The sequence below is a fragment of the Pseudoxanthomonas koreensis genome (genome assembly GCF_041890415.1).
Classification (GTDB): domain Bacteria; phylum Pseudomonadota; class Gammaproteobacteria; order Xanthomonadales; family Xanthomonadaceae; genus Pseudoxanthomonas; species Pseudoxanthomonas koreensis_A.
The window spans coordinates 1,498,421-1,517,986 of sequence record NZ_CP169056.1 but is presented as its reverse complement, the minus strand read 5'-3'; the positions used below and the strand labels follow the sequence as shown (position 1 = coordinate 1,517,986).

Here is a 19,566-nt window from a genome sequence, read left to right as displayed (position 1 = left end):
GATGGGACGTACCACGATGATGAAGCGCGCGGCGATCCTGGCCGTCCTGGTGTTGGCCCTGGCCGGTTGCAGCACGATCAAGGGCTGGTTTGGGGGCAAGGATGCGGCGGCCAAGAAGGCGGCCGAGCCGGCCGAACTGGTCGACTTCGAGGCAACCCTGCGCCCGGTGAAGCTGTGGTCGGTCGGCCTGGGCGATGGCGAGCGCCGGATGGGCGCGCGCCAGGGTCCGGCAGTGGCTGACGGTCGTGTGTATGCGGCCGCCTCCGAAGGCGTTGTCCTCGCACTGGACCTGCAGACCGGCAAGGAAGTGTGGAGCCACAAGACCGCCAAGGACGAGCGCCTGCGCCTGTCCGGCGGCCCGGGCACGGGCGACGGCCTGGTGGTGGTGGGCAGCCTGGGCGGCGACGTGATCGCGCTGGATGCGGCCAACGGGACCGAGCGCTGGCGCGCGCAGGTCAGCAGCGAGGTGATCACCGCGCCGGCCGTGGCCCAGGGCCAGGTCTTCGTGCGCAGCAACGATGGCCGCATCACCGCCTTCGACGCGGCCACCGGCGAGCGTCGCTGGTTCTTCGAGTTCGAACTGCCGACCCTGACCGTGCGCGGCAACGCGCCGCTGACCGTCGGCCCGGGCCTGCTGTTCTCCGGCAACGATGACGGCACCCTGGTCGCGCTGACCATGCAGGACGGCCGCCAGATCTGGGAGGTCGCCATTGGCCAGCCGGAAGGCCGCAGCGAGCTGGAGCGCATGGCCGACGTCGACGGCGCGCCGGTGCTGGAAGGCACCACCCTGTATGCCAGCAGCTTCAAGAGCCGCACCGTGGCGATCGACGGGCCGACCGGGCGCGCGCTGTGGCAAAGCGACCATGGCGGCGCCGGCGGCATCGGCGTGACCTCCTCCAGCCTGCTGGTATCGACCGCCGCTGGCAGCGTGTATGCCGTGGACAAGACCAACGGCACCGCAACCTGGTCGCAGCCGGCGCTGGCCCGGCGCTCGCTGACCGGCCCTGCGGTGCACGGCGATTACGCCGTGGTCGGCGACTTCGACGGCTACCTGCACTGGATGCGCCTGGACAATGGCCAGTTCGCCGCGCGCACGCGCGCCGGACGCAAGCCGATCAAGGCGCAGCCGGTAGTGGCCGATGGCATCCTGCTGGTGCAGACGGTGCAAGGCGAGCTCACCGCCTTCCGCCTGGACTGACCGGCGCACAGGCAGGGGAACGCAATGCTGCCGCTGGTCGCACTGGTGGGCCGACCCAACGTCGGCAAGTCCACGCTGTTCAACCTGTTCACCCGCAGCCGCGACGCGCTGGTCCATGACCAGCCCGGGGTCACCCGCGACCGCCACTACGGCGTGTGCCGGCTGGATCCGGACCGCCCGTTCCTGCTGGTGGATACCGGCGGCATTGCTGGCGAGGAGGAAGGCCTGGCCGGTGCCACCGCGCGCCAGGCGCGGGCGGCGGCGGACGAGGCCGACCTGGTGCTGTTCGTGGTCGACGCCCGCGACGGCAGCTCCTCGCTGGACGACGAGATCCTCGCCTGGCTGCGCAAGCTGGCACGGCCCACCGTGCTGGTGATCAACAAGATCGATGGCACCAACGAGGACGCGGTGCGCGCGGAGTTCGCCCGCTACGGCTTCGGCGAGATGCTCACGGTCTCGGCGGCGCACCGCCAGGGCCTGGACGACCTGCACGAGGAGATCCTGCAGCGCCTGCCCGGGGAGGGCAGCGGCGAGGATCCGGACAACGATCCCGAGCGCCTGCGCGTGGCCTTCGTCGGCCGCCCCAACGTGGGCAAGTCGACCCTGGTCAACCGCCTGCTTGGCGAGGAGCGGATGATCGCCTCGGAGGTGCCGGGCACCACCCGCGATTCGATCGCCGCAGACCTGGAACGCGACGGCCGCCTGTACCGGCTGGTCGACACCGCTGGCATCCGCCGCCGCGGCAAGGTCGAGGAGGCGGTGGAGAAGTTCAGCGTGGTCAAGACCATGCAGGCGATCGAGCGCTGCCAGGTCGCCGTGCTGATGCTCGATGCCACCGAGGGCGTGACCGACCAGGACGCCACCGTGCTGGGTGCGGTGCTCGACGCCGGCCGCGCGCTGGTGGTGGCGGTGAACAAGTGGGACGGGCTCAGCGACTACCAGCGCCAGCAGGCCGAGGCGCTGCTCGACCGCAAGCTGGGCTTCGTGCCCTGGGCCGAGGCGGTGCGGATCTCGGCCAAGCACGGCTCGGGCCTGCGTGAACTGTTCCGGGCCGTGCATCGCGCCCACGCCTCGGCCGTCCGCAGCTTCGGGACCAGCGAGGTCAACAAGGCGCTGGAGATGGCGGTGGAGGCCAACCCGCCGCCGTCGGTGCGCGGCCACGCCGCCAAGCTGCGGTATGTGCACCCGGGTGGCGAGAACCCGCCGACCTTCGTCATCCACGGCACCCGGCTCAAGGCGCTCCCGGACTCCTACCGGCGCTACCTGGAGAATTTCTTCCGCAAGCGTTTCAAGCTGGTCGGCACGCCGGTGCGGATGCTGTTCCGCGAGGGTGCCAACCCCTACGAAGGCAAGAAGAACGAGCTGAGCGAGCGCCAGGTCGCGCGCAAGCGGCGGCTGATCCGCCACGTCAAGCGCGGCAAGTGATCGCCGGGCGGGCGATAATCCCGGCATGGACACGTTCGAGATCACGCCGGCCCAGGCGCGCGAGCGCCAGCGTCGGGGCGCGCTGCTGATCGACATCCGCCAGGCGCACGAGCGCGTGTCCGGCCAGGCCGAGGGTGCGCTGGCCATCGAGCGCGCCGCGCTGGAGGCCGAACCGGCCCGCCACCTGCCTGGCGCCGATGCCGAGATCCTGCTGATCTGCCAGTTGGGCCAACGCTCGCTGCTGGCGGCGCAGGCCTTGCGCGCAGCCGGGTATGGGCGGGTGCTGTCAGTGAGCGGCGGCACCTCGCGCTGGGCCGGGGATGGCCTGCCGCTGGTGCGTCCGGCGCTGGAGGCCGACCAGGCCGACTTCCTCGAACGCTACTCGCGCCACCTGCGCCTGCCGCAGGTCGGGATGGAGGGTCAGCGCAGGCTCGAGCGCTCCCGGGTGCTGCTGGTGGGCGCGGGCGGGCTGGGTTCGCCGGCCGCCTTCTACCTGGCGGCCGCCGGCGTGGGCCACCTGCGCCTGGTGGACGACGACGTGGTCGAGCGCAGCAACCTGCAGCGCCAGATCCTGCACACCGAAGCGTCGATCGGCGCGCCCAAGGTCGATTCCGCGCGCGAGCGCCTGGCCGCGCTCAATCCACGGGTGCAGGTGGACACGGTGGCCGAGCGGGTCACCTCGGCCAACGTCGATGCGTTGCTGGACGGCATGGACGTGGTCATGGACGGCTCGGACAACTTCCCGTTGCGCTACCTGCTCAACGACGCCTGCGTGAAGCTGGCCAAGCCGCTGGTCTACGGCGCGGTGCAACGCTTCGAGGGCCAGGTCAGCGTGTTCGACGCCGGCCGCCAGCGCGGAATCTGCCCCTGCTACCGCTGCCTGTTCCCGGAGCCGCCGCCGCCGCAGTTCGCCCCCAACTGTTCCGATGCGGGAGTCCTGGGCCTGTTGCCGGGCATCGTCGGCCTGCTGCAGGCCAACGAGGTGGTCAAGCTGCTGCTGGACATCGGCCAGCCGCTGGCCGGGCGCCTGTTGCGGTTCGACGCCCTGGCCATGCACTTCCGCGAGACCGGGCTTGCACCGGACCCGGATTGCCCGCTGTGCGCACCCGGCCGCCCGTTCCCCGGCTACATCGATTACGTGCGCTTCTGCGCGGCCGGCTGAGCGGGCCGGCGCGCGCGTCGCTGCACGGTGCGTGCGCCGGCATGCGGCGCCAACGCCGTCGGCCACATGCACGAGTCCTTCGTGCTATCTCGGCACCGCCGAATCGGGGACAATGCATCGGTCCCGTGCCCGCTACCCAAGCATTCCGATGACCGCCCGCATCCTCGATGGCCGCCGCGTCGCAGACGCCCTGCTCGATCAACTCAAGGCCCGGGTCGATGCCCGGGTCGCCGCCGGGCGCCCGCGTCCGGGGCTGGCCGTGGTGCTGGTGGGCGAGGATCCGGCCTCGGCGGTGTACGTGCGCAACAAGCGCCTGGCTGCGGAGAAGGTCGGCATCGAAGCCTTCGATTACGACCTGCCGGCGGGAACCGCCGAAGCCGACATCCTCGACCTGATCGACCGGCTCAACGCCGACCCCAGGATCCACGGCATCCTGGTGCAGTTGCCGTTGCCGGGCATCCCCGATGCGTCCGGGCTGATCCAGCGGATCGACCCGCGCAAGGACGTGGACGGCTTCCACCCGGAGAACGTGGGGCGCCTGGTGCTGCGCCAGTTCGGCCTGCGTCCGTGCACGCCGCGCGGGGTGACCACCCTGCTGGCGCACACCGACCGCCCGGTGCGCGGGCGCAACGCCACCATCGTCGGGGTGAGCAACCATGTCGGCCGGCCGATGGCGCTGGAACTGCTGATCGCCGGCTGCACCGTGACCTGCTGCCACAAGTTCACCCCGGCCGAGGTGCTCGAAGCGCGCGTGCGCGACGCCGACATCCTGGTGGTGGCGGTGGGGCGGCCGGGCATCGTGCCGGGCGAGTGGGTCAAGCCGGGCGCGGTGGTGGTGGATGTGGGCATCAACCGCACCGAGGACGGGCGGCTGGTGGGCGATGTGGGCTACGAAGCCGCTGCGCAACGCGCCAGCTGGATCACCCCGGTGCCCGGTGGGGTCGGCCCGATGACCGTGGCCACCCTGATGCAGAACACGCTGGAGGCGGCCGAGGCCCTGGAGGCCGGCTGAGCGGCACCGGGCAGGCGTGAGCGCCCCGAACCCGGGTATAATGGCGCGCTTCCCCACCTCCGGGTATGCCGATGCTGCGCATCCAGGCCGAAGCACTCACCTACGACGACGTCTCGCTCGTCCCCGCCCATTCCACCGTGCTGCCGCGGGACGTGTCCCTGGCGACCCGGTTCACCCGCGACCTGCGCATCAACCTGCCGATCGTCTCGGCGGCGATGGACACCGTCACCGAGGCCCGCCTCGCCGTGGCGTTGGCGCAGCTGGGCGGCATCGGCATCATGCACAAGAACATGAGCGCCGAGCAGCAGGCGGCCGAGGTGGCCAAGGTCAAGAAGTTCGAGTCCGGCGTCATCCGCGACCCGATCACCGTGCGCCCGGACACCACGATCCGCGAGGTGCTGGCGCTGACCCGTGCGCGCAACATCTCCGGCGTGCCGGTGGTGGACGAGGCTGGCCAGCTCAGCGGCATCGTCACCCGCCGCGACATGCGCTTCGAGACCGAGTTGGACGATCCGGTCCGGCACATCATGACCAAGAAGGACCGGCTGGTGACGGTGGGCGAGGGCGCCAGCGACGAGGAGGTGCTGCGCCTGCTGCACAAGCACCGGATCGAGAAGGTGCTGGTGGTCAACGGCGACTACGCGCTGCGTGGCCTGATCACGGTCAAGGACATCCAGAAGAAGACCGACAACCCCAACGCCGCCAAGGACAATGCATCGCAGTTGCTGGTCGGCGCCGCAGTGGGCGTGGCCGGCGACACCGAGCAGCGCGTCGAGGCGCTGGTGGCCGCCGGCGTGGACGTGGTGGTGGTCGACACCGCGCACGGCCATTCGCAGGCGGTGGTGGACCGCGTGGCCTGGGTCAAGAAGAATTTCCCGCATGTGCAGGTGGTGGGCGGCAACATCGTCACCGGCGACGCCGCGCTGGCCCTGTACGACGTCGGTGCCGACGCGGTGAAGGTCGGCGTGGGCCCGGGCTCGATCTGCACCACCCGCGTGGTCGCAGGCGTGGGCGTGCCCCAGATCACGGCGATCGACATGGTGGCCGAGGCACTGCAGGAGCGTATCCCGCTGATTGCCGATGGCGGCGTGCGCTATTCCGGCGACATCGGCAAGGCCATCGCCGCCGGTGCCTCCACGGTGATGATCGGCGGGTTGTTCGCCGGCACCGACGAATCGCCCGGCGAGGTGGAGCTGTTCCAGGGCCGCACCTACAAGAGCTACCGCGGCATGGGCAGCCTGGGTGCGATGGAGAAGGGCTCCAAGGACCGCTATTTCCAGGACGCCTCCGACGCCGACAAGCTGGTGCCGGAAGGCATCGAGGGCAGGGTTCCGGTGCGTGGCCCGCTGGCCGGCGTGGTCCACCAGCTGATCGGCGGCCTGCGCGCGACCATGGGCTACGTGGGCTGTGCGGACATCGAGCAGATGCGCAGCAAGCCGAAGTTCGTGGTGATCACCGGCGCAGGCCAACGCGAGAGCCACGTCCACGACGTGCAGATCACCAAGGAACCGCCGAACTACCGGATGGGCTGAGGCCCGCGCGCGACTGCGTGACCGGGGATGGGTGGTTCCACAAGGCTGGGAACAGAGCGAACGACATGGCGGGCAATAGCGAATCAGTGGACGGCAACCCTGCGTCCCGGCTGCACGACGACAAGATCCTGATCCTCGATTTCGGTGCGCAGTACACCCAGCTGATCGCCCGCAGGATCCGCGAGCTCGGCGTCTACTGCGAGATCTGGGCCTGGGACCACGACCCGGCCGACATCGCCGCCTTCGCGCCCAAGGGCATCATCCTGTCCGGCGGCCCCGAATCGACCACGGTCGAGGGCTCGCCGCGTGCGCCGCAGGAGGTGTTCGACGCCGGCCTGCCGCTCCTGGGCATCTGCTACGGCATGCAGACCATGGCCAGGCAGCTTGGCGGCGAAACCGAAGCGGCCGACCAGCGCGAGTTCGGGCATGCGGCGGTGGCACTGGTGGCCGCCGACCGGCTGTTCGACGGGCTCAAGGACCACCCGGGTGCACCGCCGCGGCTGGACGTGTGGATGAGCCACGGCGACCACGTGTCGGTCGCGCCGCCGGGCTTCACCGTCACCGCCCGCACCGACCGCATCCCGGTTGCCGCCTTCGCCGACGATGCGCGCCGCTGGTATGGCGTGCAGTTCCATCCGGAAGTCACCCACACCAAGCAGGGCCAGGCGCTGCTGCGGCGTTTCGTGGTCGATATCTGCGGCTGCCGCACGCTGTGGACGCCCGCGCAGATCATCGAGGACCAGGTCGCGCGGGTGCGTGCGCTGGTCGGCCAGGACGAGGTGATCCTGGGGCTGTCCGGTGGCGTGGATTCCTCGGTGGTGGCAGCGCTGCTGCACAAGGCCATCGGCGACCAGCTCACCTGCGTGTTCGTCGATACCGGCCTGCTGCGCTGGCAGGAGGGCGACCAGGTGATGGCCACCTTTGCCGGCGCTTCGGACACGCATGGCCTGGGCGTGAAAGTGGTCCGGGTCGATGCCGCGGCGCGCTACTTCAAGGCACTGCAGGGCGTCACCGACCCGGAAGCCAAGCGCAAGATCATCGGCAACCTGTTCGTGGAGATCTTCGAGGAAGAATCGGCCAGGTTGACCAATGCGCGCTGGCTGGCCCAGGGCACCATCTATCCGGACGTGATCGAGTCGGCCGGCAGCAAGACCGGCAAGGCCCACGTCATCAAGAGCCACCACAATGTCGGCGGCCTGCCCGAGCACATGAAGCTGGGCCTGATCGAGCCGCTGCGCGAGCTGTTCAAGGATGAGGTGCGTCGCCTCGGCGTCGAGCTCGGCCTGCCGCGCGAGATGGTCTACCGCCATCCGTTCCCGGGTCCGGGCCTGGGCGTGCGCATCCTGGGCGAGGTCAAGGCCGAGTACGCCGAGCTGCTGGCCCGTGCCGACGCCATCTTCATCGACGAACTGCGCAAGGCCGACCTGTACGACAAGACCTCGCAGGCCTTCGCCGTGTTCCTGCCGGTCAAGTCGGTAGGCGTGGTCGGCGATGCGCGTGCCTACGAGTGGGTGATCGCGCTGCGCGCGGTGGAGACGGTGGACTTCATGACCGCGCACTGGGCACACCTGCCGTACGACTTCCTGGGCAAGGTATCCAGCCGCATCATCAACGAAGTGCGCGGCGTATCGCGCGTGGTCTACGACATCAGCGGCAAGCCGCCAGCCACGATCGAGTGGGAGTGACGGGCACTGGCTGGCAATGTCTAGCAACGGCAGGCATTTCGGCTGAGGGTAAAAGAACTTTCCGCTAAGCGATAGACTGTATGTAAACACAGTATTGCAAGGACGCGGAACATGCCTCATGTGGCGGCCAGGACGGCCAGCCGGGATCGGGATACTGGTCGTTACCAGAGCCACCGACCCGAGCAAACCCTTCTCTATCAGATCGTTGACGAGTATTACCCGGCATTCGCTGCGCTTATGGCAGAGCAGGGAAAGGAATTGCCGGGCTATGTGCAACGGGAATTTGAAGAATTTCTCCAATGCGGGCGGCTGGAGCATGGCTTTCTACGGGTTCGCTGCGAGTCTTGCCACGCCGAGCACCTGGTCGCTTTCAGCTGTAAGCGTCGCGGTTTCTGCCCGAGCTGTGGGGCGCGGCGGATGGCCGAAAGTGCCGCCTTGCTGGTTGATGAAGTACTGCCTGAACAACCCATGCGTCAGTGGGTGTTGAGCTTCCCGTTTCAGCTGCGTTTCCTGTTTGCCAGCCGGCCCGAGATCATGGGGTGGGTGCTGGGCATCGTTTACCGCGTCATTGCCACGCACCTGGTCAAGAAAGCGGGCCATACCCACCAAGTGGCCAAGACGGGCGCGGTCACCCTGATCCAGCGTTTTGGATCGGCGCTCAATCTGAATGTTCACTTCCACATGCTGTTTCTCGACGGTGTGTATGTCGAGCAATCCCACGGCTCAGCGCGTTTCCGCTGGGTCAAGGCGCCGACCAGCCCAGAGCTCACCCAGCTGACGCACACCATCGCCCACCGGGTGGGTCGCTATCTGGAACGGCAAGGCCTGCTGGAACGGGATGTCGAAAACAGCTATCTGGCCTCGGATGCGGTGGATGACGACCCGATGACACCCCTGCTGGGGCACTCGATCACTTACCGTATCGCTGTCGGTTCACAGGCGGGGCGAAAGGTGTTCACTTTGCAAACTCTGCCGACCAGTGGTGATCCGTTCGGTGACGGGATTGGCAAGGTAGCCGGGTCCAGCCTGCACGCCGGCGTGGCGGCCAGGGCCGATGAACGCAAGAAGCTCGAACGGCTGTGCCGGTACATCAGCCGCCCGGCGGTATCCGAGAAGCGGCTGTCGTTAACACGAGGCGGCAACGTGCGCTACCAGCTCAAGACGCCGTACCGGGACGGCACCACGCACGTCATTTTCGAACCATTGGATTTCATTGCAAGGCTGGCCGCCCTGGTACCGAAGCCCAGAGTCAACCTAACCCGCTTCCACGGGGTGTTCGCACCCAACAGTCGGCACCGGGCGTTGGTCACGCCGGCAAAACGGGGCAGGGGCAACAAGGTCAGGGTGGCTGATGAACCGGCAACACCAGCACAACGGCGAGCGTCGATGACATGGGCGCAACGGCTCAAGCGTGTTTTCAATATCGACATCGAGACCTGCAGCGGCTGCGGCGGCGCCATGAAAGTCATCGCCTGCATTGAAGACCCTATAGTGATCAAGCAGATCCTTGATCACCTGAAGCACAAAGCCGAAACCAGCGGGACCAGGGCGTTACCCGAAAGCCGGGCGCCACCGGCTGAGCTGCTCCTGGGTCTGTTTGACTGACGAGCCTGAAGGCCAACGATACCAATCAAAATGCTGCGTTCACAGCGCCGCGGCAGGGATCCGCCGTGCTGGTTGTCGGAAAAGGAGCCGCTAGTGGGAAAGAGGAGGGTAAATTTTCAGCGTTGCTGGCTCCCCGTCAGCCGGATTGGGTTGCATCGCAGGGGTGTCGAAAGAGTCAACTGCGGTCCAAAGCTGTTGGACTTGGGTGAAAAGGGCGTTTATTCTTCCTATACGTTGTCGGCAGCGGGCCAAAAAGGAATACGTCCATGCCCATCGAGGTGAAACCGGCTGTGAGCGCGGGTTCAAGCATATAGCCCGACAGGCGCGTATCCTTGCCGATCACGACACGATGGCGGTGGTCACCGCGACGAAAGACACGGCCAGCCGCCATGCCGACGCGCAAGGCGGTTTCCGCCGTCATCGCGCCTTCGTTGGCTTTGCCACGAATACCGTCTGTGCCGAAATATTTGCGCACCATAAGGTCGATTATCCTGTCGTCGGGTCGCCCTCAAAGGGGACATGCCTGCTGAACCGCGAATATAGAGAAATATCCCGAATGTGCAGTTAACGAATTCTTGCGGTTTCTTTCAGCGCCGCCAATACCGCCAGCCCGTCGCGCAAGGGGCGCGGCTCGTGTGTGCGGATGAAGTCAGCTCCACCTGCGGCGGCGGCAAGCTCTGCAGCGAGTGTCGCGGCCCCGACATCCCCCGGACCACGGCCTGTGAGCGCGCGCAGAAAGGATTTGCGCGAAACAGACAGAAGCACCGGCAAATCGAAGCGCAGCCGCAATTCATCGAACCGCGCCAGCACCGAGAGCGAGGTTTCGGGAGCAGCCCCCAGAAAAAACCCCATGCCGGGATCAAGGACAAGGCGGTTGCGTTTGATACCGGCACCCGTCAGCGCCGCGATGCGCGCGTCAAAGAACGCCGCAATGTGATCCATGATGTCGCCAGCGGGTGCCTCGCGCCGATCTGCCTGCCCGTCTTGCACCGAATGCATAACGACGAGTTTGGCAGATGATTTCGCCAATTGCGGATAGAACGCAGCGTCTGGAAAACCGCGAATATCATTGAGATAGGCCACACCACGCGACAAGGCATAGGCTTGCGTCGCGGGTTGATAACTGTCGAGCGAGACGGGAATGCCATCTGCCTTGAGCGCGTCCAGCACCGGCGCGATACGCGCGATTTCTGTGTCGGACGAAACAGGCGCGGCGTCGGGATTGCTGGATGCCGGACCGAGGTCGATCACATCTGCCCCCTCGGCCATCAGCTTACGCGCCTGCGCAATGGCTGCGTCTGGCGCCAGATACCGGCCTCCATCGGAGAAACTGTCCGAGGTTATGTTGACGATGCCGAAAATGATGAGCGATTTATTCATGGGGGCTTCTATAATAATAATAATCGAGCATGAGTCTCATACGGATGCTCGGGTCGAAAGGGAATCCCCAGGCGAGTAACCTGTTTGCGGTGATCCATTAGCTGCAGGAGCAGAAGAGCATACATCTGGAAGCAAAGCCAGGAAAGCGGCCTATGGAGCTGTGCGGCAGCGCTCAGTAGGCAATTTTTCAAAATATTGTTAAGCCTTTTCTGAGCATGGTATTTTTCATGGTATTACCAATTAGCAGGAAAATAAGCCATTGAATATAAAAGATAAAAATGTCTTGTTTACAATAGAGTGGGAGTGAGACTTCTCGAGATCCGACGGTTTCCATGGATTGATTCGGAGCGGGTATGGCTGGGAAGTTAGATTCCAGTGAGTCGCGAATAGCTGTTCTGGTGGACTGCGACAATGTGCAGCCAGCCATCCTTGATCATGCGCTGCATTTCGTCGCCCAGTTCGGGCGAGTGGTGTCGCGGCGCGGGTACGGCAACAGTGGCACGTTGAGTGGAGGTCGCTGGCAAGAGAAGTTGACCGGGCTCGCGTTCACTCCCTGCCTGCAGTATCAGTACGCGAGTGGCAAGAACACAGCCGATATAGCCCTTGCGCTGGATGCCATGGAGCTGCTGTTCGATGAGATCGTCGATACTTTCTGCATTGTCACCAGCGATTCCGATTTCGCACACCTGAGTCGGAAATTGCGGGAGCGTGGGGCTCTGGTCTGCATCGTTGGAGAGGCCAAGACGCCTTCAGCATTGCGTAATGCCAGCGACCATTTTTCCGAGTGGGAACCGGCTGCGGATGGTGCGCCCGGCGAGGTGGCGAAATCTGCCGATAGCGAAACAGCAAACGGAAGGTCCGCCGATTCCTTGCGCTCGATGGTCAAGCAACGGCCAATGCTCGTGGTCAGGGCGGTAGCCATGCTTGCCGGTGATACGCCCGAGGGGAAGGTCGATCTGGGTGCGCTCGGCAACTACATCCGGCGTACCGACCCATCCTTCACGCCGAAGGCATACGGGCACTCCGGCATGCTTGACATGCTGCGCACCTATGACCTGTTGACGCTTCATCAGGAGGTTGGGGGTCATTGGGCGGTCACGCTGAATCAGGAAAGGATCGGGCAGATGTCGGTGAATCCGCTCACTGGCAAGCCTTCCTTGGCATGAAATGACTTTCTGACTCAGCTAGCCGATCACCCATCGAGGCGCGGGTGCGACGGGGGATTCGTCGTGGATGCCAGAGCGATCGCGCGGCCGCGTCCATGGAAGGTTCGGATCTCGTTGCATTGCCCGTGCGGCGTCCCGCGATTACTCGGCTGGGGGAGGAACGGCAGTGCGGCGGCTATCCGCAACCCCATGGGCTTGTGCCAAACTTGCGCGCACTTGGTTGAATCCCGAGCGAGGCTTATTCATGCGTTCCAGCCCTTTCGGCCGTACCGGCCGCAATGTCAGCCAGATCGGTTTCGGCGCCTGGGCGATCGGTGCCGCGTGGGGCGCGGTGGATGATTCGGAATCGGTGGCCGCGCTGCACGCCGCGCTGGATGCCGGCCTGGATTTCATCGACACCGCCGATGTGTATGGCGATGGCCATTCCGAGCGCCTGATCGCGCGCGTGCTCAAGGAGCGTGGCGGCCCGCGCCCGTTCGTGGCGACCAAGGCCGGCCGCCGGCTGCCGCAGCAGACCGTGGACGGCTACAGCGCGCAGAACCTGGAAGACTGGATCGACCGCAGCCTGCGCAACCTGGAGGTCGAGCAACTGGACCTGCTCCAGTTGCACTGCCCGCCGACCGACGCCTACTACCACCCGGAGGTGTTCGAGCGGATGGAACGGCTGGTCGAGCGCGGCAAGGTGGCCCATTACGGCGTCAGCGTCGAGCGGGTGGAGGAAGCGCTCAAGGCGATCGAATATCCGGCCGTGGCCAGCGTCCAGATCATCTTCAACATGTTCCGGCTGCGCCCGGCCGAGCTGTTCTTCGAGCAGGCCCGGCGCCGGCAGGTCGCGGTGATCGCACGGGTGCCGCTGGCCAGCGGCCTGCTCAGCGGCAAGTTCGGTCCCGATACCCGCTTCCAGGCCGACGACCACCGCCAGTTCAACCGCAAGGGCGAGGCCTTCGACGTGGGCGAGACCTTCTCCGGCGTGCCATACGAAGTTGGCCTGGAAGCGGTGGAGGCGCTGCGCCCGCTGGTCCCCCAGGGTGCCACCCTGGCCCAGCTGGCACTGCGCTGGATCCTCATGCACGAGGCCGTCACCGTGGTCATCCCGGGCGCGCGCACTCCGCAGCAGGCGCTGGCCAACATCGGCGCCGCGCAGTTGCCGGCGCTGCCGGAATCGACCATGGCCGCAGCGGCCGAGGTCTATGCGCGCCTGATCCGCCCGCACGTCCACCAGCGCTGGTGAGCGCGCCTCCGCGCCGGTGGCCGGCGCGGTATCGTTGGCCGGCGCAATATCCGCCGGGAGACGGGCCATGACGATCGCCTTGAGGTGCCGCTGCGGCCAGGTGCAGGGCCGGATCGACCCGGCCGGGATCCACGCCCGGGCCACCTGCTACTGCCGGGACTGCCGCGCCTACGCCCGATACCTTGCCCGGCCCGGCCTGCTGGATGCGGCCGGCGGCACCGATGTCGTTGCGATGGCTCCCGGTGCACTGCACATCGACGCGGGGGTGGACCAGCTCGCCTGCATGTCGCTGGGACCGCGGGGATTGCTGCGCTGGTACGCCGGCTGCTGTCGCACTCCTCTGGCCAGCATGTCGCGCAATGCGCGGATGTACTACGCCAGTGTGCCGGTGGCCTGCCTGGATGCGCCGGCGCAGGCGCTGGACGCCACTCTCGGGCCGCCGGGGCGGATCGTGTTCGCGCCGGACTCGGCAACCGCGCCGGTGAGGGCCACGCGGCTGCGCCTGCCCGGGGTGGTGGCAAGGATCGGGTTGCATGCGCTGGTCGCACGGCTGCGCGGCCGTTGCGTTGGCGCCCCGTTCTTCGATCCGGACGGTCGGCCGTCGCGCGCGCCGGAGGTGCCGTCCATGCAGCAGCGTGCACAGCTCGAACGCGACCCCGACGCCGCCCGATAGTGCGCATGTGGTGGGCGTGACCCGGCCGACGCGGCGGGGCCAACTGAACGTTGCGTTGCACCTCCTCGGCGGCCGTGGGCGCCGCTGGCTAGAATGAAGGCTGTTTCGACGCAGTGAGATTCCCACGACATGAGCGATTCCACGTGCCCGCAGTGCAGCCAGGCCAACGTCTATCCCGACGGCGCCGTGCAGGTGTGCGCCGATTGCGGCCATGAATGGACCGGCCAGGAGGCGGCCCAGGGCGCGGCCGAGGCGGTGGTGCGGGACAGCAACGGCAACCCGCTGGCTGCCGGCGACACCGTGGTGGTGATCAAGGACCTGAAGGTCAAGGGCTCCTCGATTCCGCTCAAGCAAGGCTCGGTGATCCGCAACATCCGCCTGGTCGATGGTGACCCGGAGAACATCGAAGGCAACTCGGACAAGATCAAGGGGCTGGTGCTCAAGACCCAGTTCCTGCGCAAGGCGTGAGCGCGCGGCGGGTCGGCACAGGCCCGGCCCGGAGCCACGGCTGACGCCGGAGGAAGCGGAATGGCGACCGGATGGGCAGGCGACGACGCGGTCCACGAGCAGATCGACGCCACGGTGAAGGATGCGGTGGAGCGGGCGCGGCGACAGCTGCCGGCCGGCCCGGGACGCGAGCGCTGCGAGGAGTGCGATGCGCCGATCCCGGCTGCGCGCCGGCGTGCGGTGCCGGGGGTGTGCCTGTGCGTGGACTGCCAGGCAGCGCGCGACGAGCAAGCCTCCTTCAGCGGCTACAACCGCCGCGGCAGCAAGGACAGCCAACTGCGCTGATCGCGCGGCCTCAGCGTGGCGGCTCTGCGCTCGCGGTTTCGCCGGCGGGCGCGGCGGCCAGCCACGGCGAAGGCACGCCCGGCCCGCGCCAGCGGCGCACCGCACGCTGGAAGAACAGGCTGTTGGGCACCTGCAGCACGCTGCTTTCGCCTTCCGCGCCGGTGTCGATTTCCTGCAGGGTGGTGTAGATCAGGTTCAGGTCCAGGACCCGGCCCTTCAGGCCGGGCTTCTCGCCGTTTTCCAGGATCTCGATATGGTCGTGGCGGCGGAACGGCCGGGTGGTGAAGATCAGCACCGAGCAGAAGATGTTGGACAACACGCTCCAGGCCGCGAAAAACGCCACCGCGCCCACTGCAGCGAAGCTGGTGAACGCGGTCCACAGCACGGTGCCGGACACGCCCAGCCGCTCCAGTACCAGCAAGGTGGCCGCCATCGCGACCAGGGTGGCCGATACCCTGCGCAGCACCGTTGCCATTTCCGGCGGCAGGCCGCGCCGCAGCACCAGCCGTCGCACCAGGCCGCGTACCAGGCGCTGCAGCAGCCACGCGGCCAGCAGCACCAGCAGGATCTGGCCGATCGGCAGCACCGTGTCCAGCCAGCCCTGCATCCATCCGGGCACCTGCCAGCTCATGCGCGCATCCGATCGGTGGCGGTGGTGACGCGGGCCTGGATGAACCCTGGCGCTGGCCGGCCGGCCATGGCCGCCGTGCGGGCCGTCGCGGTCATTGCGCCGCCTCCGGCGCCGCCTGCCCGGATGCGACCACCCGGATGCTCACCGCATCCACGCTCACCGTTTCCCCCGCGCGGATCTTGCGCGTCTTGCGCAGTTCCGGCGCGCCGTCCACGTGCACGCACCCGCTGGCGACCAGCGCCTTGCCGGCGCCACCGCTGTCGCACAAGCCGGCCAGCTTGAGCAGTTGGTTGAGTTCCACGTAATCGCGGTCGAGCTCGAATTCCATGTCGTCCATTGCAGGTCTCGGTGGGACGGCCTGGCCGGCGCTCACGCGGGCGCCGGCTTGCGGCAGGGGAGTATGCAACAGTGCGATGCAGCATGGCCCGGCACTGCCGGGCCGCTGCGCTTCAATGGCTGGATTCGGCCAGGTCGCCCAGCGCGCCGCGGGAGGGGGCGACCGCGGCGGCGGCGGCGGCGGTGATGGTGGCATCGGCGCTGGTGGATGCGATGGGCGATGCCAGGGCGCCATCGGGGCCGTTGCCCACGCGGTTGAGCACCACGATGCTGATCCGGCGGTTGATCGGTGCGCGCGGCTCGTGCTGGTCGAACGGGATCGAGGCGGCCAGCCCCACCACCCGCGCAATCCGTTCCTCGCCCAGCCCACCCTCCAGCAGGGCACGACGCGCGGCATTGGCGCGGTCGCTGGACAGCTCCCAGTTGCCGTAGCCGTGCGGGCCCTGGAACGGGGTCTCGTCGGTATGCCCGGCCAGGGCGATGCGGTGCGGCGAGTCGGCCAGCAGCAGGCCCAGCTCGTGCATCAGCTCGATGGTGTAATCCTTCATCCGCGAGCTGCCCAGGTCGAACATCGGCCGGCTCAGGCGGTCCACGATCTGGATGCGCAAGCCTTCGGGCGCCAGATCGATCAGCAACTGGTCCTTGAACGGCGCCAGCGCCTGGCTGTTTTCGATGGCCGCCTCCAGCTCGTGGCGCAGTTCGTCCAGCTGGCGCCGGTCCTCGATCCGCGCGTCGGCCGCGATCAGCGTGTCGGTCACCGGCGCACGGGCCTGGCGTGCGCGTTGGGGGTCACCCGGGCGCGGGCCGATGCCGCCGGGCACCGACAGCGCGCTGGTGGTCGGGATCAGCCGGTCGGAGGCTCCGCCCGGCCCGGTGGAGCCGCTGCCCGGGATTGCCGCCAGGCCTTCGACCACGCTGGGGTTGTTGAAATACTCCGATACCGCCGCCTTCTGTTCCTTGCTGGCCACGCCCACCAGCCACATCACCAGGAAGAAGGCCATCATCGCGGTGACGAAATCGGCGTAGGCCACCTTCCAGGCGCCGCCATGGTGGCCGCCTGCGACCTTCCTGACCCGGCGGACGATGATCGGCGCAGGCTTGTCCATGGCTCAGCGGTTGCCGCGCAGGTGGGTTTCCAGGTCGGCGAAGGCCGGGCGCACGTCGGTGAACAGCAGCTTGCGCGCGAACTCCACCGCCACCGCCGGCGGGTAGCCGCGCAGGCTGGAGACCAGCGCCATCTTGATGACCTCGAACGCCTTGCCTTCCGCGTGCACCCGGTGCTGCATCGAAGCGGCCAACGGGCCGACGAAGCCGTAGCCCAGCAGGATACCGAGGAAGGTGCCGACCAGCGCGCCGGCCACGTGCATGCCGATCTCGCTTGGCTCACCGTCGATGGCGCCCATGGTGATGACGATGCCAAGCACCGCGGCCACGATGCCGAAGCCGGGCAGGGAGTCGGCCAGCACCTGCAGCGCATGGGCCGGCTCGGCCGCCTCCTGGTGGTGGGTCTCGACCTCGATCTCGAGCAGTTGCTCCAGCTCGTGCGGTTCGATGTTGCCGCTGACCATCAGCCGCAGGCAGTCGGTGGTGAACTCGATCAGGTGATGGTCGGCCAGCAACTTCGGATAGCGCGTAAAGATGGTCGAGGAGCCCGGGTCATCGGCGTCCTTCTCGATCCCGATCAACCCTTCCTTGCGCGCCTTGATCAGGATGTCGTAGACCATCGACAGGATGTCCACGTAGTCCTCGCGCTTGTAGCGTGCGCCGCGGAACAGGTCGGGCACGCCGCGCATCACCGCCTTGACCACCTTGGCCGGGTTGGCGGCCAGGAACGCGCCGGTGGCGGCGCCGCCGATGATCAGCAACTCGTAGGGCTGCCACAGCGCGCCGAGCTTGCCGTGGGCCATGACGTAACCGCCGGCCACACTGAGTACGACGACGACGAAGCCGATCAGGATGAGCATGGGGATGGGTTGCCCGGAGTCATTCCGCTATCGGCACGCCGCGGCGGAAATTGAGCCCGCCCGCTCCCGCAGGTGCACCGGGCGGGTGTATCCTGCGCCGCCGCCGCGTCCGGCGGTCCCTCATCCCCAAGGAATCGTCCGCATGATCCAGCGTTTCGAAGTCGGCCCGCGCATGTCCGAGCTTGCCGTCCACAACGGCGTGGCCTATCTCGCCGGCCAGGTGCCCGAAGACACCTCGCAGGACATCGTCGGCCAGACCCGCCAGGTGCTGGCGGCGATCGATGCATTGCTGGCCCAGGCCGGTTCGGACAAGTCCCGGATCCTGCGCGCCGAGATCTTCCTGGCCGACATGGCCGATTTCGACGGCATGAACCAGGCCTGGGAAGCCTGGGTGGTGCCCGGGCACACGCCGGCACGCGCCACCGCACAGGCCAGGCTGGTCAAGCCGGAGTGGAAGGTCGAGATCGTGGTGACCGCGGCGGCGTAAGCCACCCGGCGCCGGGCTGCGCTCAGCCGCCGCTGGCCAGCAGCTGGCGCGCGGCCGCACGCCCGGCCCGCAGTCCGCTGGCCATGCTGGCCGTCAGCAGGTAGCCGCCGGTGGGCGCCTCCCAGTCCAGCATCTCGCCGGCAAACCAGGTGCGGGGCAGGGCACGGGCCATCAGGTCGTCGTCCAGCGCCTCCAGGCGCACGCCGCCGCCACTGCTGATCGCCTCGACGATGGGGCGCGGCCGTTGCAGGACCAGCGGCAGCCGCTTGAGTGCGACGGCCACCTTGCCCATGTCGACCAGTGCCTCGGCGTCCAGCACCTCGCGCAGCAGCGCGGCCCTGACTCCGTCCACGTTGGCCTGGCGGCGCAAGTGCTCGCTCAGGCTGCGCCCGTTGCGCGGGCGGGCCAGATCGCGCTGCAGGCGCTCCGGGGTGCGGCCCGGTACCAGGTCCAGCCACAGCAGGGCGTGGCCGTCACGTGCGATGGCCTCGCGCAGTGGCACCGACAGCGCATAGATCAGGCTGCCTTCCAGGCCGGTGGCGGTGATCACGCATTCGCCCTGCAGCGCATGCCCGGTGCCCCCGGCATCACGCCAGTGGGCAACCACCGGCTTGAGCGGTGCGCCCGCATGGCGCTGGGCAAGGTGCGTGCTCCAGCCCACGTCGAAGCCGCAGTTGCCCGGAACCAGCGGTGCCACCCCGATGCCGCGCGCGGCCACGGCATCGGTCCAGGCGCCATCCGAGCCCAGTTGCGGCCAACTGCCGCCGCCAAGCGCCAGCACGCATGCGGCCGCGCGCACGCGGCGCTCGCCGTCGGGCGTGGCCATGCGCAGCGCGCCGTCGCCATCCCAGCCGGTCCAGCGGTGGTGTACATGGAAGCGCACGCCCTGGTCCTTGAGCCGGCGTACCCAGCCGCGCAGCAATGGCGCGGCCTTGCGGTCCAGCGGAAATACCCGTCGCGAGCTGCCGATGTAGGTGTCCACACCCAGCCCGCGTGCCCATGCACGCAACTCGTCGGGGCCGAAGTCGCGCAGCCATGCCGCAACCGGCTCGGCGCGGGGCCCGTAACGCAGCGCGAAGCCGGGCATCGGCTCGGCATGGGTGAGGTTGAGTCCGCCCTTGCCGGCGATCAGGAACTTGCGCCCGACCGAACCCTTGGCCTCGAACAGGTCCACTTCCACACCGGCTGCGCGTGCGGCCTCGGCCGCCATCAGCCCGGCCGGGCCACCACCGACCACCGCCAGGCCGGGTAGCTGGAGGGCAGGGGACATGGCGGCCATGTCAGTCG

At 67.8% G+C, this 19,566-nt stretch carries 20 protein-coding genes; 13 read left to right on the top strand and 7 right to left on the bottom strand.

The annotated features are described in order from the left end of the window. Position 1 precedes the first annotated feature (1 nt). The 7 genes from bamB (at position 2) to ACEJ41_RS06910 (ending at position 9,619) form a co-directional block, all read left to right on the top strand. The gene (gene bamB, locus ACEJ41_RS06940; protein ID WP_374011568.1) at positions 2-1,198 is read left to right on the top strand and encodes an outer membrane protein assembly factor BamB; all 1,197 of its coding nucleotides are present in this window, start codon (positions 2-4) and stop codon (positions 1,196-1,198) included. Between the two features lie 24 nt (positions 1,199-1,222). Further along, positions 1,223-2,623 (top strand): ribosome biogenesis GTPase Der, encoded by a 1,401-nt coding sequence (gene der / locus ACEJ41_RS06935; RefSeq protein WP_374011567.1) that lies wholly within the window; start codon positions 1,223-1,225, stop codon positions 2,621-2,623. A 25-nt stretch (positions 2,624-2,648) separates the two neighbouring features. Further along, positions 2,649-3,785, top strand: coding sequence for a molybdopterin-synthase adenylyltransferase MoeB (gene moeB / locus ACEJ41_RS06930; protein WP_374011566.1), 1,137 nt, complete (start codon positions 2,649-2,651; stop codon positions 3,783-3,785). 148 nt (positions 3,786-3,933) lie between these two features. Then, positions 3,934-4,797 (top strand): bifunctional methylenetetrahydrofolate dehydrogenase/methenyltetrahydrofolate cyclohydrolase FolD, encoded by an 864-nt coding sequence (gene folD / locus ACEJ41_RS06925; RefSeq protein ID WP_374011565.1) that lies wholly within the window; start codon positions 3,934-3,936, stop codon positions 4,795-4,797. Positions 4,798-4,868: 71 nt separating this feature from the next. Then, on the top strand, positions 4,869-6,329 hold the full coding sequence (gene guaB, locus ACEJ41_RS06920) for an IMP dehydrogenase (RefSeq protein WP_374011564.1): 1,461 nt from the start codon (positions 4,869-4,871) through the stop codon (positions 6,327-6,329). Positions 6,330-6,394: 65 nt separating this feature from the next. Beyond that, on the top strand, positions 6,395-8,014 hold the full coding sequence (guaA, locus tag ACEJ41_RS06915; RefSeq protein ID WP_374011563.1) for a glutamine-hydrolyzing GMP synthase: 1,620 nt from the start codon (positions 6,395-6,397) through the stop codon (positions 8,012-8,014). Between the two features lie 111 nt (positions 8,015-8,125). After that, a complete protein-coding gene (locus tag ACEJ41_RS06910) occupies positions 8,126-9,619 on the top strand; it encodes an IS91-like element ISVsa3 family transposase (protein WP_001120888.1) in 1,494 nt (497 codons plus the stop codon). Between the two features lie 175 nt (positions 9,620-9,794). Here the strand turns inward: ACEJ41_RS06910 and ACEJ41_RS06905 are convergent, their stop codons facing one another. Together ACEJ41_RS06905 and sul2 are read right to left on the bottom strand one after the other, a co-directional pair. After that, positions 9,795-10,097: a phosphoglucosamine mutase gene (locus ACEJ41_RS06905; RefSeq protein WP_000251875.1), complete on the bottom strand. Its 303-nt coding sequence runs from the start codon at positions 10,095-10,097 to the stop codon at positions 9,795-9,797. 86 nt (positions 10,098-10,183) lie between these two features. Beyond that, a complete protein-coding gene (sul2, locus tag ACEJ41_RS06900) occupies positions 10,184-10,999 on the bottom strand; it encodes a sulfonamide-resistant dihydropteroate synthase Sul2 (protein ID WP_001043260.1) in 816 nt (271 codons plus the stop codon). A 398-nt stretch (positions 11,000-11,397) separates the two neighbouring features. On the opposite strand from sul2, the gene ACEJ41_RS06895 reads away from it, so the two are divergent. The 5 genes from ACEJ41_RS06895 to ACEJ41_RS06875 all read left to right on the top strand — a co-directional run bounded on the left by ACEJ41_RS06895 (position 11,398) and on the right by ACEJ41_RS06875 (position 14,861). Continuing rightward, entirely contained in the window at positions 11,398-12,165 is a 768-nt protein-coding gene (locus ACEJ41_RS06895) for an NYN domain-containing protein (RefSeq protein WP_374011562.1), read from the top strand. Positions 12,166-12,409: 244 nt separating this feature from the next. Then, complete coding sequence (locus tag ACEJ41_RS06890; protein WP_374011561.1) at positions 12,410-13,396, top strand: aldo/keto reductase; 987 nt, start codon at positions 12,410-12,412, stop codon at positions 13,394-13,396. A gap of 67 nt (positions 13,397-13,463) precedes the next feature. After that, the gene (locus tag ACEJ41_RS06885) at positions 13,464-14,069 is read left to right on the top strand and encodes a DUF6151 family protein (protein ID WP_374011560.1); all 606 of its coding nucleotides are present in this window, start codon (positions 13,464-13,466) and stop codon (positions 14,067-14,069) included. 129 nt (positions 14,070-14,198) lie between these two features. Beyond that, entirely contained in the window at positions 14,199-14,537 is a 339-nt protein-coding gene (locus ACEJ41_RS06880) for a zinc ribbon domain-containing protein YjdM (RefSeq protein WP_374011559.1), read from the top strand. Between the two features lie 60 nt (positions 14,538-14,597). Beyond that, positions 14,598-14,861 carry a DksA/TraR family C4-type zinc finger protein gene (locus ACEJ41_RS06875; RefSeq protein ID WP_374011558.1) on the top strand — a complete coding sequence of 88 codons (264 nt, stop codon included), beginning with the start codon at positions 14,598-14,600 and terminating at the stop codon, positions 14,859-14,861. Positions 14,862-14,871: 10 nt separating this feature from the next. Here the strand turns inward: ACEJ41_RS06875 and ACEJ41_RS06870 are convergent, their stop codons facing one another. The 4 genes from ACEJ41_RS06870 to motA form a co-directional block, all read right to left on the bottom strand. Continuing rightward, complete coding sequence (locus ACEJ41_RS06870; RefSeq protein WP_374011557.1) at positions 14,872-15,492, bottom strand: mechanosensitive ion channel domain-containing protein; 621 nt, start codon at positions 15,490-15,492, stop codon at positions 14,872-14,874. Between the two features lie 91 nt (positions 15,493-15,583). Next, entirely contained in the window at positions 15,584-15,829 is a 246-nt protein-coding gene (locus tag ACEJ41_RS06865) for an RNA-binding S4 domain-containing protein (protein ID WP_374011556.1), read from the bottom strand. A 112-nt stretch (positions 15,830-15,941) separates the two neighbouring features. Continuing rightward, positions 15,942-16,934 carry a flagellar motor protein MotB gene (gene motB / locus ACEJ41_RS06860; protein ID WP_374011555.1) on the bottom strand — a complete coding sequence of 331 codons (993 nt, stop codon included), beginning with the start codon at positions 16,932-16,934 and terminating at the stop codon, positions 15,942-15,944. A gap of 3 nt (positions 16,935-16,937) precedes the next feature. After that, positions 16,938-17,792: a flagellar motor stator protein MotA gene (gene motA, locus ACEJ41_RS06855; RefSeq protein ID WP_374011554.1), complete on the bottom strand. Its 855-nt coding sequence runs from the start codon at positions 17,790-17,792 to the stop codon at positions 16,938-16,940. Positions 17,793-17,934: 142 nt separating this feature from the next. On the opposite strand from motA, the gene ACEJ41_RS06850 reads away from it, so the two are divergent. Beyond that, on the top strand, positions 17,935-18,279 hold the full coding sequence (locus tag ACEJ41_RS06850) for a RidA family protein (protein WP_374011553.1): 345 nt from the start codon (positions 17,935-17,937) through the stop codon (positions 18,277-18,279). A gap of 22 nt (positions 18,280-18,301) precedes the next feature. On the opposite strand, the gene ACEJ41_RS06845 is transcribed toward ACEJ41_RS06850, so the two are convergent. Then, positions 18,302-19,549, bottom strand: a complete 1,248-nt coding sequence (locus tag ACEJ41_RS06845) for a TIGR03862 family flavoprotein (protein WP_374011552.1) — start codon at positions 19,547-19,549, stop codon at positions 18,302-18,304. Positions 19,550-19,566: the final 17 nt, after the last annotated feature.